Annotated in this window: 14 protein-coding genes; 1 reads left to right on the top strand and 13 read right to left on the bottom strand. The window is 74.0% G+C overall.

What is annotated here, in order from left to right; translation table 11 throughout:
• Positions 1-9: 9 nt before the first annotated feature.
• Positions 10-1257, bottom strand: a complete 1248-nt coding sequence (locus AB0A94_RS15335) for a hypothetical protein (RefSeq protein WP_361744394.1) — start codon at positions 1255-1257, stop codon at positions 10-12.
• A 625-nt stretch (positions 1258-1882) separates the two neighbouring features.
• On the opposite strand from AB0A94_RS15335, the gene AB0A94_RS15340 reads away from it, so the two are divergent.
• Positions 1883-2563 carry a phosphatase PAP2 family protein gene (locus AB0A94_RS15340; RefSeq protein ID WP_361744397.1) on the top strand — a complete coding sequence of 227 codons (681 nt, stop codon included), beginning with the start codon at positions 1883-1885 and terminating at the stop codon, positions 2561-2563.
• 2 nt (positions 2564-2565) lie between these two features.
• On the opposite strand, the gene AB0A94_RS15345 is transcribed toward AB0A94_RS15340, so the two are convergent.
• Genes AB0A94_RS15345 through AB0A94_RS15400 form a run of 12 tightly spaced genes read right to left on the bottom strand, consistent with a single transcriptional unit; the run spans position 2566 to position 15486 of the window.
• Positions 2566-3891 carry a glutamate-1-semialdehyde 2,1-aminomutase gene (locus AB0A94_RS15345; RefSeq protein ID WP_361744400.1) on the bottom strand — a complete coding sequence of 442 codons (1326 nt, stop codon included), beginning with the start codon at positions 3889-3891 and terminating at the stop codon, positions 2566-2568.
• A gap of 7 nt (positions 3892-3898) precedes the next feature.
• Positions 3899-4450 carry a dTDP-4-dehydrorhamnose 3,5-epimerase gene (rfbC, locus tag AB0A94_RS15350; RefSeq protein ID WP_361744403.1) on the bottom strand — a complete coding sequence of 184 codons (552 nt, stop codon included), beginning with the start codon at positions 4448-4450 and terminating at the stop codon, positions 3899-3901.
• Positions 4447-5655: a polysaccharide pyruvyl transferase family protein gene (locus AB0A94_RS15355; protein WP_361744406.1), complete on the bottom strand. Its 1209-nt coding sequence runs from the start codon at positions 5653-5655 to the stop codon at positions 4447-4449. Before AB0A94_RS15355 ends, rfbC begins: the two co-directional genes overlap by 4 nt.
• Complete coding sequence (locus AB0A94_RS15360) at positions 5652-6599, bottom strand: glycosyltransferase family 2 protein (protein WP_361744409.1); 948 nt, start codon at positions 6597-6599, stop codon at positions 5652-5654. Before AB0A94_RS15360 ends, AB0A94_RS15355 begins: the two co-directional genes overlap by 4 nt.
• On the bottom strand, positions 6596-7885 hold the full coding sequence (locus AB0A94_RS15365) for a hypothetical protein (RefSeq protein ID WP_361744636.1): 1290 nt from the start codon (positions 7883-7885) through the stop codon (positions 6596-6598). The genes AB0A94_RS15360 and AB0A94_RS15365 overlap by 4 nt, the downstream gene beginning before the upstream one ends.
• A gap of 5 nt (positions 7886-7890) precedes the next feature.
• Positions 7891-9144 carry a DUF4910 domain-containing protein gene (locus AB0A94_RS15370; protein WP_361744638.1) on the bottom strand — a complete coding sequence of 418 codons (1254 nt, stop codon included), beginning with the start codon at positions 9142-9144 and terminating at the stop codon, positions 7891-7893.
• Positions 9145-9203: 59 nt separating this feature from the next.
• Positions 9204-10229, bottom strand: coding sequence for an SDR family oxidoreductase (locus AB0A94_RS15375; RefSeq protein ID WP_361744412.1), 1026 nt, complete (start codon positions 10227-10229; stop codon positions 9204-9206).
• A gap of 2 nt (positions 10230-10231) precedes the next feature.
• On the bottom strand, positions 10232-10879 hold the full coding sequence (locus AB0A94_RS15380) for a PIG-L family deacetylase (RefSeq protein ID WP_361744415.1): 648 nt from the start codon (positions 10877-10879) through the stop codon (positions 10232-10234).
• Positions 10876-11670 carry a glucose-1-phosphate cytidylyltransferase gene (locus AB0A94_RS15385; protein WP_361744418.1) on the bottom strand — a complete coding sequence of 265 codons (795 nt, stop codon included), beginning with the start codon at positions 11668-11670 and terminating at the stop codon, positions 10876-10878. Before AB0A94_RS15385 ends, AB0A94_RS15380 begins: the two co-directional genes overlap by 4 nt.
• Positions 11667-12902, bottom strand: coding sequence for a class I SAM-dependent methyltransferase (locus AB0A94_RS15390; RefSeq protein WP_361744420.1), 1236 nt, complete (start codon positions 12900-12902; stop codon positions 11667-11669). The genes AB0A94_RS15385 and AB0A94_RS15390 overlap by 4 nt, the downstream gene beginning before the upstream one ends.
• The gene (locus AB0A94_RS15395) at positions 12899-14179 is read right to left on the bottom strand and encodes a glycosyltransferase (RefSeq protein ID WP_361744423.1); all 1281 of its coding nucleotides are present in this window, start codon (positions 14177-14179) and stop codon (positions 12899-12901) included. The genes AB0A94_RS15390 and AB0A94_RS15395 overlap by 4 nt, the downstream gene beginning before the upstream one ends.
• 8 nt (positions 14180-14187) lie before the next feature.
• Entirely contained in the window at positions 14188-15486 is a 1299-nt protein-coding gene (locus tag AB0A94_RS15400) for an O-antigen ligase domain-containing protein (RefSeq protein ID WP_361744426.1), read from the bottom strand.
• Position 15487 lies beyond the last annotated feature (1 nt).

The following is a 15487-nucleotide window of genomic DNA, read 5'->3' on the forward strand; positions in this document are numbered from 1 at the left end:
CGCACGGCGTCACCAGTTCTTGTACTGGACGTCGCCGAGGCCGCAGAAGGCGCAGCCGGGGCTCAGGAAGTCCGGTGCGCGGCGGAACTCCTCGTCGGCCAGGTGCCACCGGAGCCAGGCGGTGATGACGTGCCGGCCGTTGCGGGTGGCGAGGATGTGGTCGGTGCCGTCGAGGACGTTGAACCACACCGGCACGCCGGTGTTGGTGTAGTCGCGTTCCATATTGGCGGTGGCGAAGTCCTCGTCACCGCCGATGTAGAGGGCTGGGTTGCGGAGGCTGTCGGGGCCGTGGCCGTCGAACGAGCCGCCGGCCACGTGGACGGTGGTCTCCAGCCGCGGTTCGTCGGCCACGTCGAACGTGCCGAGGGACCCGCGGGAGTGGCCGCCGAAGGCCACCTCGGAGGTGTCGAGGTCCCCGTACAGCGGGTTGCCCGGACTGGCGTTCAGGTCCTCCAGCCAGTCGAGGGCGTCGACCATGTAGGCGCCGCTGCTGGACGAGACCTCGCTGTAGACGACGAACCCGTGCGAGGCCCACTGGCGCAGCATGTCCTCGTAGTCGGCGGGGTCGGACCCCGCCCCCGGGCCCCAGACGAAGACCGGGTGGTCCACACCGTCGCGGCCCGCGTCGGTCGGGTACACCAGCCAGCCGTCGTCGCCGGGACCGGCGGATTCGTCGACGGTCACCGCGTACGGGCCGGGCTCGGTGACGTCGTCCACCGGGGGCAGTGACCCGGTCGGCGGGTCGGTCGGGCCGCCGTCGGCGGCCTCGATCAGCACGTCGTCGACGGTCAGCGTCTCCAGGGGGCCGCTCGCGTCAAGCGAGAACCGCAGCCGCAGGTCACCGCCCTCGACGGAGTCCGGCAGGGGGAACGACACCGGGCCCGTGGCGGTGCGCGCCGATTCCAGCGCGGTGAACGGGCCGCCGTCGACCGAGTAGGCCACGGTGAAGGTCTCACCGAGGTCCAGCCCCGATGCCGCCCGGGTGTAGGACAGGGTCAGGTCGCCGTACCCGGTCAGGTCGACGGACGCGGACACCATCGACGGGTCGGAGGACAGCGACCCGCTGAGCCGGGCACCGTACGTTCCGGTCCTGACGGAACCGGAGGCGGTGAAGGTGCCGAGCCCGTCGGAGAAGTCCTCGCCGTAGACCGGAGTGGCGGCGGAGGCGGGGGGTGCCGCGACGCCCGCGGTTCCCACGGCCGTGATGCCGACGGCCACGGCGCCGAGCAGGCGCAGACGCCCGCTGATACGAGACATGTCCGAGGTCCCTTCCGGGCACGCCGGCCGACCGCGTCGGCGTACCCTTGCCGGTTGCACGAGTCGTGTCTGCTTCCGGTCCCCGTGGATCGTTCCGGGACCGGCTCGCACCGAGTCAAGCGGGCGGCCGGGACAGGGGAATCGGCGAAATCACCGGCCGGGCCGCCCACCGCGTGGATGACGCCCGTGCGCTCGCCGGTCGTGCCGGGGGCCGTGACGCGCGGAGCGTTGACACGCGGACTTCCCGACGGCGGTGTGCCGCGGCCGCGTTGCTGGTTAGGGTGGCGGGCAGAGACTGATCCCGATGCCCTCGGCCAGGGGGATGGACGGGCCGGCGGGTTCAGGGCTGCACAGGCCGATGGCTCCCGCGCGGGCCAAGTCGGGCACGACGGGGGAGTGGCTCGGTGATGGGGAGTTGGCGCCGGCGGAAGCCGGAGGACACGCCGACCGGCGTCGGTGGCGCGGGATCGCTCCTGGCGGTCCCGGTCGTGTCGGCGGGCGGCAGCGGGCGGTTCCCGGGGGCGCGGCATCACGGCAGCCGCGGGTGACACGGCGTCGGCCCCGCGGTAAGGGGGAGGCGCGCCGCATCTGCCGGACGGTCCGCGACGGTACGGGGGGTCTCCGTGTGACCGGCCGGTCGGCGCCCGTGGCGCTGCCCCTGTCGCTGCGCGCGTGGCTCGGGCCGATCGCGGTCCTCGCCGCGCTGGTGGTCGTCGTGCTCGGGGCCCTGTACGCCGGCGACAGCGAGCCCGGCACGGCGGACGCGCGGATCCGGGCGGCGGTGGAAGGGGCGGGGCCGCAGTCGCGGAGCGTCGCCCTGGCCACGGACTTCTTGGGGGAGCCCGTGGGAGCGGCGACGCTGGTCGTGGGCACCGTGACGGGCTGCCTGCTGCTCCGGCGTCCCCGCGCGGCGGTGCTCGTCGTCGCCGGCACCGGCGCGAGCGTGGCGACGACGAAGCTGCTCAAGCCCCTCGTGGGACGCGCCATCCACGAGGGGAGCCTGTCCTACCCGAGCGGGCACACCGCCTTCCTCACCGCGTTCGCCCTCGTGGTGGCGCTGCTCGCGGCCGGCCGGCTCGGCCTCGGCAGGACGGCCGGCACGTCACTCGTGCTCGCCGCGGCGCTGGTCGCCGGCGCCGCGATGGGCTGGGCGCAGGTCGCCCTGAACGCGCACTACCCGACCGACACCCTCGGCGGCTGGTGCACCGCGCTGGCGGTGGTACCGGCGACCGCGTGGCTGGTCGACCGGACGGCCGACCGGCTGGGCGGACCCGTGGCCGACGCCGGCCGGCCGGAGCCCCGCTGACCTCACGCCGAGCGGCGGAACACCGGCTTCACCGGGCGTCCGCCCAGCCAGGGGGTGGGGTCACCGGCGTCCAGTGCCTTCCGGTACACCGCACACGCCTGGGCCACCACGTCGACGGTGTGGTCGATGTCGGCGTCGTCGAGCGCGCCGCTCACCACGAACGACGGGGCCAGCACCCCGCCCGCGAGGAGCCGGCGCAGGAACAGGGTGCGGTACTCCTGCGAGGGCCGCCCGTCCTCGTCGAGGGTGGCGAAGACCAGGTTGCTGGCCCGGCCCCGGACGACGACGTGGTCGCCGACGCCCATGCCGGCCGCGGCCTCGCGGACACCGGCGGCCAGCTTCTCGCCGAGGGCGTGCAGCCGCGCGGTGACGCCCTCCTCGACGTACGTGGCCTGCACGGCCATCGCGGCGGCCAGGGAGTGCGTTTCCGCACCGTGCGTGGTGGACAGCAGGAACACCCGGTCGCCGGAGTGGCGCAGCCCGCCCCGCTCCATCAGCTCGCGGCGTCCGGCCAGCGCGGAGACGGCGAACCCGTTGCCCAGCGCCTTGCCGAACGTGGAGAGGTCGGGGACGACGCCGTACAGGCCCTGGGCGCCCGCCTCGGACCAGCGGAAGCCGGTGATCATCTCGTCGAAGACCAGCACACAGCCGTGCCGGTCGGCCAGCTCGCGCAGGCCGGCGAGGTACCCGGGCGGCGGCTCGGTGTGGGTGGCGGGTTCGAGGATCAGGCAGGCGACCTCGCCCCGGTGACGGTTCAGCAGCTCCTCCGTGGCGGCCAGGTCCCCGTAGGGGAACGCCACGGTGAGGTCGGTGGTCGCCGCCGGGACACCCGCGGACATCGGTGTGGTGCCGATGAACCAGTCGTCCACGGAGAAGAACGGGTGGTCGGCGCAGAGGGCCACCCGCGGGCGCCCGGTGGCGGCGCGGGCGAGGCGCACCGCGGCGGTGGTGGCGTCGGAGCCGTTCTTCGCGAACTTCACCATCTCGGCGGTCGGCACCGTGGCCAGGAAGCGTTCCGCGGCGTCGGCCTCCACGACGGACGGCCGCACGAAGTTGCTGCCGCGGTCGAGTTCGCGTCGCACCGCCTCGGTCACGCGGGGGTGGGCGTGGCCGAGGCTGACCGACCGCAGGCCGGAGCCGTACTCGACGTAGCGGTTGCCGTCGACGTCCCACACGTGGGCGCCGCGGCCGTGGCTGATGACCGGGGCCAGGTTCTCGGGGTACTGGTCGTCGCCCTTGGCGTAGGTGTGCGCGCCGCCGGGGACCATGGCGTGCAGCCGCTCGTTGACCGCCCGCGACCGGGGCAGTTCGAACTCTTCGGTGTCCACGGCGACCTCAGCCCTCTCTGTGCTTCAGGACCTCGGCGAGGCTCGGCGCCTCCCGGTCCCGCTGGGACATGGACGTGACCGGCAGCGGCCACGGGATGGCGAGCTCCGGGTCGTCGAAGGCGATCGTCACGTCCTCGGCCGGATCGTGCGGGCGGTCGATCCGGTACGAGGTGTCGGCGGTGTCCGTCAGCGCCTGGAAGCCGTGCGCGCACCCCGCCGGGACGTACAGGGTCGCCTGCGTCTCGCCGGACAGCTCGAAGGAGGCCCGGCCCAGGTAGGTCGGCGAGTCCGGCCGCAGGTCCACGACGACGTCGAAGATCCTCCCGTACGAGCACCGCACGAGCTTGGCCTCGCCGGCGCCGGAGCGCAGGTGCAGTCCGCGCAGCACGCCCCGGACCGAGCGGGACAGGCTGTCCTGGACGAAGGCGTCCGGGTCGAGGCCCACCGAGCGGACCACGTCGGCGTCGAAGGTGCGGCAGAAGAAGCCGCGTTCGTCGGCGTACGGCGTCGGCTCGAACAGGTACGCGCCGGCGATCGCCGGGACTTCGGTCGCTTTCATGGAGCCTCCTGGCGGGTGTGGGTGTGACCGGTCGCCGGGAACAGGGCCTCGGTCAAGGCGGTGAACTGGTCCTCGAGACGCCGGGCGATGTCCTGGTTCCGCTCGATGAGGGTCTGCCGCAGTTCCGCCGATCGCTTCTCCAGCGCCCGGAACTGTTCGAGCAGCCGGCCGGCGTCGACCTCGCGGGCCGGGTGGCAGTAGGCGCCCAGCCCCATCCCGGCCATGAGCGCGTCGCTCTTCGCCGCGTAGCTGAGCGCCAGCGTGGGCGTGCCGGCCTTCAGCGCGCAGACCAGATTGTGGTAGCGGGTCGCCACCACGGCGTCGGCGGCCGCCGTCTCCTCCATCAGGTCGGCCAGCGAGGCCGCCCCGGCCGCGGTGACCAGCGGTGAGTCCACCGAGTCGAGGATCGCCTCGACCACCGGCGCGTCGCACGCGTCACCGGTGAGCAGCCGGACCCGCCTGCCGTCCTCGACCAGGGCGCGCACGAAGCGGGTCGTCCCGTCGAGGTAGCGCCGGTGGATCTCCTCGGCCCGGGCGCGGTCGTCGTCGCCGCCGTGGAAGTCCATGACGCCGACGCAGACCAGGCCCGGGGAGGTGTGCGCGGGCGGGGCCGGCAGGGCGAACGCGAGGTCCGGGTGGACCCCGTCGCGCGCGGTGTCCACGCCCATCGCCCGCATCGCGTCGCGGGACAGGGCGTCCCGGTACGACCGGTAGGCGGCCAGCCGCGCCGACCAGCGCACCAGGGCCCGGGTCGGCCGGCTGCCGATCGGGGCGGCGCCGACGCCGACCAGCGCGACCCGGGTGCGCAGCAGCCGGCCGCTCGCGCAGAGCAGGAACAGCGAGTACGGGAAGCCCCACGGCCGCAGCGGCAGCGTGGCCTCCAGGACGCCCATGCCCGGCACGATCACCACGTCGTGCCGGCGCACCCAGGCGGCGGTGCGGACGGCGTCGACGAGCTTGCCCAGCCCCTTCCCCACGACCGCGCCCGCCCGCGACGCGGTCCGGTACTCCCCGCGGTACCAGTGCAGCCGCGTCGCGGGGATCCCGTACCGGGCCGCGACGGCCTCGGGGCCGCCGCACAGCGCGTCCACGACCGCCTCCGGGTGCTCGGCGCGCAGGTACCCGAGGACGGCCTCGAGCGACCCGTCGTTGCCGAGGTTGCCGGAGCCGAGCAGCCCGAACACCCCGACGCGCACCGGAGTCACGCCCGCCTCCGCTCTCGCCCGGCGACGAGGGCGTCGACGGAGACACCGGACCGGGCCGGGTCGACCGGGGCGCGGTCCTCGACCCGCTCGCCGGCGCCCGGCCGGGCCCGGCTGGCCGCCCACGCGGCCAGGTGGCGGTAGCAGGCGCGCCGGTCGGCGGGGGACAGCGGCGCCCGGCGGATCGCCGAGACGAACCCCCAGACGTACTCGGCGAGCAGCCGGGGCGTCGGGTGCAGCGGGCCCGCCCGGCGCGGGTCCAGGTTGACGCACCGGGAGCGCTTGGACGGGTTCGCCCGCTCGGCGCGGGTGGGGTGGTCGCGGCGGAAGTACAGCAGCTCCGGCACCTGGTGGAAGGGCCCGTGGAGGCCGATCTCGGCGACGAACGTGCGGTCCGCGTGGTGGTAGCTGTCGTGCGGCTTCACCCTGCGCAGCACATCGGCCCGCATCACCCCGTAGAAGTCGTCGCCGCCGGGCTCGAACAGCATGCTGCGGAAGCGCACCGGCGCGTGCGGCGAGCCGGTGGCGAGCGTGTACTCGTAGGGGACCTTCACCTTCCCGTCCTCGTCGATGACCGCCTGGTCGGCGTGGGCGAGGACCACGTCGGGCCGCTCGTCCAGCGCCTGAACGCAGCGCCGCAGCAGGTCCCGGGCGTACAGGTCGTCGTGCGAGGCCCACTTGAACAGCTCGCCGCGGCACTCGGTGAACACGTAGTTGTGGTTCGGCGCGGCGCCGATGTTGCGGGGCAGCCGGATGTAGCGGATGCGTGAGTCCCGGGCCGCGTACTCGCGGCAGATGTCCTGGGTGCCGTCCGTCGAGGCGTTGTCGGAGACGACCAGCTCGAAGTCCTCGTAGGTCTGGCCGAGCAGGGCGTCGAACGACTCGGCCAGGTACTCCTCGCCGTTGTACACGGGCAGGCCGATGCTCAGCCGGGGCTGGGGGGTCATGGCGTCCTCACTTCACGGATGGTGTTCTGGTGGTGCTCGCGCAGGGCGGACCGCAGGTGCAGCCACCACACGGCCGAGGAGCAGACGGTCGCGGCGGCGACGCCCCAGGCCGAGCCGGCCGTGCCGGCCGCGGCCGCCCCGCCGAGCCCGCCGACGAGGTAACAGGCGGAGGCGAACAGCTGGGCGCGCAGGCTGCGCGGGGCCGCGCCGAGCGCGCGCAGCCCGGCCGCCGCGCCGGTGCCGAGGCCGGCGCCCGCGACGCCGAGCGTGACCGGCACGACGAGCTCCGAGGCGGCGCTCCAGACGCCGCCGAGCACGAGCTCGCCGGCCCGGTCCGGCACCAGCAGCAGCGCCCCGCCCCAGAGCAGCGCGGCGACGGCCTGCCCGCCGCCCAGCACGAGGCAGAACGCGCCGACGCGGTGCGGGGCCTGCCGCAGCACCCGGGCCGCCTCCGCGACCGTGACCAGGGACAGCCCCATCAGCACGGCCAGGAACGGGCCGAGCAGGAGCTCGGCGCCCCGGATCACCCCCACCGCGCCGACCCCGACGATCACGCCGAGCCCGTACGCCCGCAGCTGGCTCGCGCCGCTGTTGCTGACGTTCTCGACCAGGTACCGGTAGCCGAGGTCGCGGTGCTCGCGCACCCACGCGCGCGCTCCGGTCAGCCGGGGCCGGATGCCGGACTGGAGCCAGCCGTACACCGCGGCCACCGCGGCGGACCCGCCCCAGGCCAGCACGAAGGCGGCCACGCTGCCCACGCGGGCCGCCAGCACCAGGGCCGGGACGAGCGCGACGCCCCACACGAGGTCGTTGACGAACGCCTTCCGCCCGGCGCCGGCGGCGAAGAACGCGAACCGCCACGCGTCCTGGAGCAGCAGTCCCGGCAGGACGACACCGAGGCAGACGAACGCGGGCCCCACACGGCCGCCGAGGGCGAGCCCCGCCAGCACGGACGCCGCGCCGAGGACGGTGCCGACGCCGAGCGCGGCACCCGACGACCGGGCCACCGCCCCGCGCCAGGACGCGTCCGGCACGCCGCTGAAACGCACCACGAGCGGGTCGGTGGCCAGTCCGCGGGAGACGTTGAGCACCACGCCGTAGGTCACCCAGGCGAGGCTGAACACGCCGAACGCGGTGACCCCCAGCGAGCGGGCCACGTAGACGCCCACCGCGAAGTTGCTGATGCTGGAGGCCGCCTGGTCGGCCAGCCCCCAGGACAGCCGCCCGACGACGGCCCGCCCGGCGGTGGCCGCCCTCGTCCTCGTCCTCTCCCCCTCGGTGGTCATCGGCGTCATGCCTTGATCAGCCCGGCACCGCGCAGGGCGTCGGCCGCGGCGGCGACGGTGTCGAACGGCAGCCCGGACCGTTCGGCGACGTCCAGCAGACCGTGCTCGCCGTCGGAGAGGCTGAGCACCCAGAGCATGGCCATCTGGGCCTCCTTGGTGTCGCTGCGGCCGCCGAGCGCGTCGTACAGTCCGCGCCGGCCCAACTGCGGCTCGCCGTAGGGGCTGAGGTTGAGGTAGCGCCGGTTGCGGTCCAGTACGGCGAACGCCTCGCGGCAGACCGCGAGGGTGTCCGCCATCGCCTCCGGGGAGACGAGGTCCAGGTCGTCCGCCGAGGTGTGGTACTCGGGATAGCCGGCGTACGGCGTCCGGCTGAGCGAGCCCACGCCGAGGTCGAACCCGGGCGAGCAGTACTGCCGCTCGTCGTAGCCGTACGGAGTGAACTCCCTGATCTCGTGCGGGCGGCCGGAGGCGGCCAGCACGTACCGCAGCACCCGGTCGATCTCCGCGTCACCGCGCCTGCTCCGCTTGTACGTCAGCTGCCCCGGGTCGCCGGCGCAGGCCAGCACCAGACCGTGCTTGACCCGCTCCACCCGTTCCCTGTTGCGGGCCAGCCAGGTGATCGCCCCGATGGTGCCGGGCGCGAAGACGAACCGGTAGGTGTAGTACGGCGTCCGCTCCGCCAGCGCCCGGGCCAGGAAGACCGCCACCGCGATGCCGGCCAGGTTGTCGTTGGCCAGCGACGGGTGGCAGACGTGACAGGAGACGATCACCTCGTCGGGGACCTGCCCGGGGACCACGTGCTCGGCGTAGGTGAGGTGGCCGTCCGCGAGCGTGGAGTCGATGCGCACCTCGTACTCGCCGTCCGGCATCGCGTCCAGGGTCTCCTGGGCCAGGCAGAACCCCCACTCCGGCCTGTAGTAACTGGTGCGGTACGGCACCCAGGACGGGTGCTCCGGCAGGGTGTGCAGGTGTCCGCGCAGCTCGGCTAGCGGCATGGTCGCCGACACGGGCACGCTGTAGCCCAGCACGTGCAGGCTGGACGCGGCGAAGTCGACGACCCGCCGGCCGGAGGCGTCGGCGATGTACGCGTCCCGGATGTTCCACTCCTGCGGCACCGTCCAGTCGAGCACCCGCGTCCCGGTCGGCACCTCGTGCACCCGTAGCGGGACGTACTCGCCGACGATCTCCAGGGTGGCGCGCACCCCGTCGCCGGTGATGCTCCGGCACAGCGGGTACAGCCGCTCCACCAGCGCGTACATCTCCTCGCCGGAGCCGGAGCCGGAGCCGGAGCCGGAGCCGGAGCCGGAGCCGGTCGCGGTCACCGGCGCCACCGCAGGGTGTCGTCGACGGCCCCGGCGTCGGACGCCGAGCGCAGCACGGCGAGGCGGGTGAAGCGCCGCTCGAAGTCCTCCCGGGTCAGCCCGTGCTCCCGGTAGGCGTCGGCGAGTTCGAGCGCGCCCCGCTTCACCGTCCACTCGCAGTCGAAGCCGGGTATCGCGGCGCGGAACCGCGAGAAGTCCACCCGGTACGACCGCGGGTCGGCACCGGTCTCCCCGGTGATCACCACCTTCGAGCCGGACACCGCCTCGGCGACCTCCTCGGCGATCTCGGCGACCGTGACGTTGTTGGTCTCGCTGCCGATGTTGAACGCCCGGTCGTGCACCGCCTCGCGCGGCGCCACCAGCGCGGCCGCGAAGGCCCGCGCGATGTCGGCGGCGTGCACCAGCGGACGCCAGGGGGTGCCGTCGGAGAGCACCAGGACCTCGCCGGACAGCAGCGCGTGGCCCACCAGGTTGTTCAGCACGATGTCGGCGCGCAGCCGGGGGGAATACCCGAACGCGGTGGCGTTGCGCATGTACACCGGACTGAAGTCGCCGTCGGACAGGGCGTGCAGGTCGTCCTCCACGCGCACCTTGGACTCGGCGTACGGCGTCACCGGGCGCAGCGGGGCGTCCTCGGTCACCAGCTCGTCGCCGCCGGCGGCCCCGTAGACCGAGCAGGTCGACGCGTACAGGAAGCGCTGGACCCCGGCGTCGCGCGCCAGCCGGGCCAGGCGTACGGACGCGTGGTGGTTGATGTCGTAGGTGAGCTCCGGCGCCAGCGATCCCAGCGGGTCGTTGGAGAGCGCGGCCAGGTGGATCACGGCGTCGGCCCCGGCCACGTGGTCGGCCGTGACGTCGCGCAGGTCCACCCGGTGCCCCGCCGGGTCGGCGGGCGCCGGACCCAGCACGCAGTCGGCGAACAGGCCGGAGTCGAGCCCGACGACCTCGTGCCCCGCGGCGGCGAGGACCGGGGCCATCACGGTGCCCAGGTAGCCCTGGTGTCCGGTCAGCAGTACGCGCACGTTCATTCCCCCAGGTCGAGAGTGAGTTTGGTGACGGCGAACGCCTCGGCGTAGCGCTCGTGGCATTCGATTCCACGGATCCGGGCGAGACCGAGGAACGCCTCCCGGTCGTACCAGGGCCGGTGCCGCTGCGAGGGGTAGTGCTCCTGCAGCAGCCGTACCTTCCGTTCGGCGGTCTCCGGCGACAGCGGCTGGTACGCCACCGGACGGCCGAGGTCGGCGTCCCACTTGACGATCTCGTAGCCGAGCACGAGGTGGTCGCGGAACGCGGTGGGGATCAGCCGCGCCAGGCCACGGTGGTCCTGGTGCGCGTCCTCGGTGCGCGGCGCCAGCACGAGGTCCGGCTCGGTCCGCGTCCGCAGCTCCTCGACCGCGGCCTTGGCCTCCTCCCAGTGCGCGGGCAGCCGGCCGTCCGGCAGCTTGAGCACGGTCAGCCGCAGATCGGCGCCCGGGCAGAAGGCGGCGAGCGCGGCCCGCTCCTCCTGCTCCCGCTCGCCGCCACCGCCGGAGAGCACCAGCGCGTCGACGCGGACACCCGGTCGCGCGCGGCACAGCGTCAGCAGGGTGCCGCCGGCGCCGATGGCGATGTCGTCGCAGTGCGCGCCCACCGCGACGATCCGGTCCGGGCGCCCGGTGCCGAGCCTGATCACACGCTCACCCCCGCGCCGTCCCGCTCCCACACGGCCCACGGGCGGTCGCCCCGGGCGTAGGCGGCGTCGAGCGCGGCGCGCTCCTTCACGGTGTCGGTCGGCTTCCAGAAGCCGCGGTGCTGGTGCGCCACCAGCCTTCCCCGCTTGGCCAGCTGGGCGCAGCCGTCGGCGACCAGGTCCCCGTTCTCCGGTATGTGGTCGAAGACCTCCTGGCGGAGCACGAAGTAGCCGCCGTTCTCCCACAGCGGCAGTTCGCTCACCGCGGTGATGCCCCCCACCAGGCCGTCCTCGCCCAGGTCCACGCAGTGGAACGAGGACTGCGGCGGCACCACCATCATCGAGGCGCCGGCGTCGCGCCGGGCGAAGTTCTCGATCATCTGCGGCAGCGGGGCGTCGGTGAGCACGTCGGCGTAGTTGGCGAGGAACATCTCGTCGCCGTCCAGGTGGTGCCGCACCCGGCGCAGCCGCTCCCCGATCGGTGACTCGATGCCGGTCTGCGCGAACGTGATCGTCCAGTCCGAGATGTCGGTGGACAGCAGCTCGGTCCGCCCGCCCCGCAGCACGAAGTCGTTGGACGTCGTCTCCTCGTAGTGGAGGAAGAAGTCCTTGATGTGGTGCGCCCCGTACCCGAGGCACAGGATGAACTCCGTGTGCCCGAAGTGCGCGTAGTAGCGCATGACGTGCCAGATCAGCGGCCGGGGACCGACCATCGCCATCGGCTTGGGCACGTCGTCCGCGGCGCCGCTGCGCATCCGCATCCCGTAACCGCCGCAGAACAGTACGACCTTCATCGCTCGACCTCGACAATGCTCAGTTCCGGTATGGGGAAGACCAGCCGGCCGCCCCACTCGTGCACGAACGACAACTGCTCGGTCAGCTCGGCCCGCAGGTTCCACGGGAGGACGAGCACGTAGTCCGGCTTGTCGGCGGCTATCCGCTCGGGCGGCAGGATCGGGATGCGGGTGCCCGGGGTGAACCTGCCGTGCTTGTAGGGGTTGCGGTCGACCGTGTACGGGAGCAGGTCGGGCCGGATGCCGCAGTGGTTGAGCAGGGTGTTGCCCTTGCCCGGGGCGCCGTAGCCGACGACCGTCTCGCCGCGCTCGGCCGCCTCGATCAGGAACCGCAGCAGGTCCCGGCGCACCTTGGCCACCCGGGCGGAGAACTCGGCGTACCCGGACAGCTCCTGCAGCCCGGCGGCCTTCTCCCTGGCCAGCACGTCGGCCACGCGTCCGCTCGGCTCACCGGCCGCCTCGGCCGGCCGGGCCCACAGCCGGACGGAGCCGCCGTGCGTGGGCAGCAGTTCGACGTCCACGAGCGTGAGTCCGCCGCTCGCCAGGGCCCGGATCGCGGAGGCGACCGTGTAGTACTGGAAGTGCTCGTGGTAGATCGTGTCGTACTGGTTCTCCTCGATCAGGGTCAGCAGGTGCTGCACCTCGACGGAGACCCAGCCGTCGTCGGCGACCAGGGCGCGCAGCCCCCGGGTGAACCCGACCACGTCGGGGATGTGCGCGTACACGTTGTTGGCCACGACCAGGTCCGCAGGGCCGTGCTCGGCGCGGACGGCCGCGCCGGTCTCCGGGCTCAGGAACTCCGTGAGCGTGGGCACCCCCGCGTCCCGGGCCGCGGCGCCGACGTTCACCGACGGCTCGATGCCGAGGCAGCGGATGCCCCGGTCCACCACGTGCCGCAGCAGGTACCCGTCGTTGCTCGCCACCTCGACCACGAAGGCGTCGGTGCCGAGACCCAGCCGCGCCGCGGCGTCGGCGACGAACGTGCGCGCGTGCTCCACCCAGGAGGTCGAGTACGAGGAGAAGTACGCGTACTCCTCGAACGTCTCCTCGGGCGTGATCAGCGGCGGGATCTGTGCCAGCCAGCAGTCGGTGCAGACCCGCAGGTGCAGCGGGTAGGCCGGCTCCGGCCGGTCCAGTCGGTCCGCGGCGAGAAAGCTCTCACACGGCGGGGTCGCCCCCAGGTCGACGACGCTCGCCAGCGCCGTCGAGCCGCAGAGTCGGCATCGTGTCATCTGCTGTTCCCATCCCCCCTGCTCGCGCGGACGCCCCGCCGCGAGCCAGTGCTTCCGTTGTCTGACGGCGGCGCGCTGTCCCCGCCGCCGGACCGGCCCGCGATCGCGGACCGGTACTCCTCCAGCAGGCGCCTCAGCCCGACGTCCGGGCTGAAGTCCTGTTCGTAACGGCGCCGGGCCGCCCGGCCCATCTCCCGGTTGCGGACCGGATCGGCCGTGATCCGGCGGATGCCGGACACCAGCGAGGCGGTGTCGCCCGGCCGGTGCAGCAGCCCGGTCACCCCGTCCTCGACGAGTTCGGCGAAGGCGCCGTGACCGGCGGCGACGGCCGGGACCCCCGCCGCCATCGCCTCCGCGACCACCAGGCCGAACGTCTCCATGGCCATCGAGGGGGCCACCATGGCGACCGACCGCGCGACGGCCCGCCGGCACTGGGCCGGGTCGTACAGGCCGGCGTACCGCACGTCGTCCCGGCCGGCCGCCCAGGCGGTCACCTCCCGCTCCAGCGGTCCCGCGCCGGCGAGCACGAGCGGCACGCCCACACCGCCGTCCGCGGCGATCTCGTCCCACGCGGCCATGAGCAGCCGTACGCCCTTGGCCTCCGCGAGCCGGCCGAGGAAGAGCAGGTGCTCGCCGGCGCCCGCCCGCCCGGCGCCCGGGTCGGGCACGAAGTTGTGCTTCACCACCAGCCGCCCGGCCGGCATGCCGGACCGCACCAGGACGGCGCGCTGCGCCGCGGAGATGCAGAAGAACCGCTCCACGCCGGACCACCACCGCCGCCGGTTGACCGACAGGCCGACCGCGAGCGGCACCGTCGCCGGCCGGGAGTTCCGGTAGCAGCCGTGCCGGACGGCGGGCAGCGGCACCGCCGTACCGACGCACTCGGTGCACAGCCGGCCGTCCCGGTGCAGGGTGCCGGGCGGGCAGACCTGGGTGTAGTTGTGCAGCGTGGCGACGACGGGCACGCCGGCGTCGGCGCAGGCGGCCAGGACCGCGGGCGACAGGAGCGGGAAGACGTTGTGGACGTGCACCACGTCCGGCCGTTCGGCGCGGAGCCGGGCGGCGAGCTCCTTGCGGACCGCCGGGTTCCAGGGCACGAGCAGCGGCACCGCGGCCTTGCGCGGCAGGGACATGGCGGCGATGTCGTCGCTGCGCCGCTCGAACACCCCGACCCGGTGGCCGGCCGCGCGCAGCAGCCCCACCTCCTGGTCGACGACCCTGTTCTCCCCGCTCGGCTGCGCCGAGGAATAGCGGTTGTGCACCACGAGGACGTGCATGCGTGAGGTCACCTCCGGTCCCGGGCCCAGCGCGGGACACGTCGTCGGGGAACTGCGGGCGTCGTGAGGGGCGCGGCCGCGGCGGGCGCCGCCAGCAGCGAGGCCGCCAGGGCCAGGTGCAGCAGGTACGGCGAGGCGTCACCCAGCCCGGCCTCGGTGTACGACGAGATCGCCACGTAACTGATCAGGAAGATCGCGCAGGCCCTCGGCAGCGACGGTGGCCGCAGCAGCGCGACACCGCCCAGCACGGCGATGAACGCCGCCACGACGGTGATGCCGGTCAGACCCTGCTCGTGGTAAACGGCCAGCCAGCTGTTGTCGATGGGCAGCCCGTCGAACGACTTGTCGCCCAGGCCCGTGCCGAACAGCTTCTCCGCGGTCGTCCGGGGTGCCGCCAGCAGGGCGTCCCAGACCTTGGCCCGGCCGGTGAGGCTGGTGAAGTTCTCCTCGGTCTGTCCGCGCAGGAACCACGCCCGCAGCGCGGAGGCGAACCCCACCGCGGCCACCGCGGCGACGAGCACCGCCCAGGCGAAGAACCGGCGGGCGGCGGCGCTGGTCAGGACGAGCGAACCGATCGCCAGTGTCAGCCCGACGAGCAGGCCCACCGTGGCCGTCCGGGTGTGGGTCAGCGCGAGCACGGCGAGGGAGGGCACGATGACCACCGCCGCACCGGCCCGGTCGGTCCGGCGGCCCAGGACGAGCAGCACGGTGAGCCCGATGATCACCGCCGAGTACTGGCCGATCTGCGGCGGGGTGAGCGGCCACAACGCGCCGACCAGCCGCCCGCCGTAGAGCTCGGGCATGGCCGTGCCCGGCGAGACGGCCAGGCCGGCCACCGCCGACCCGAGCACCGCGAAGTACATCCGGATGTGGTACCGGACGAACGTCAGGCCGCCGTCCCACCACCGGGTGAGCAGCCACAGCGTGCCGACGAAGACGGCCAGCCGGGCGCAGCGGAACAGCGCGCCGGCCCCGGACTCCGGGTCCGCGCTGGAGATCACGCTCGGCACCAGCAGCAGGGTGAGCAGGAACACGAAGGCGCTGGCCCTGACGCGCAGCGGGCGGTTGAGCACGAGCGCCAGCGCGAACGCGGCGACCAGCGCGCCCATGGTGACCAGCTGGATGAGGGAACGGGGCAGCGGGACGATGGTCTGCGCCCCGGTGGAGCCGAGCGTGTTGAGGCCCAGCAGCGCCCAGACGATCCCGACGGTCCTCGGCGGGCCGGCGGGGAGCGGGCCGGCGCCGGGCCGCGTGCCCGCCGTGTCCGGTGCGCCCGGCGGCCCACCGCGCATCGGGGTCCCGGTCATC

The organism is Streptomyces sp. NPDC044984 (assembly GCF_040646935.1).
Lineage (GTDB): Bacteria > Actinomycetota > Actinomycetes > Streptomycetales > Streptomycetaceae > Streptomyces.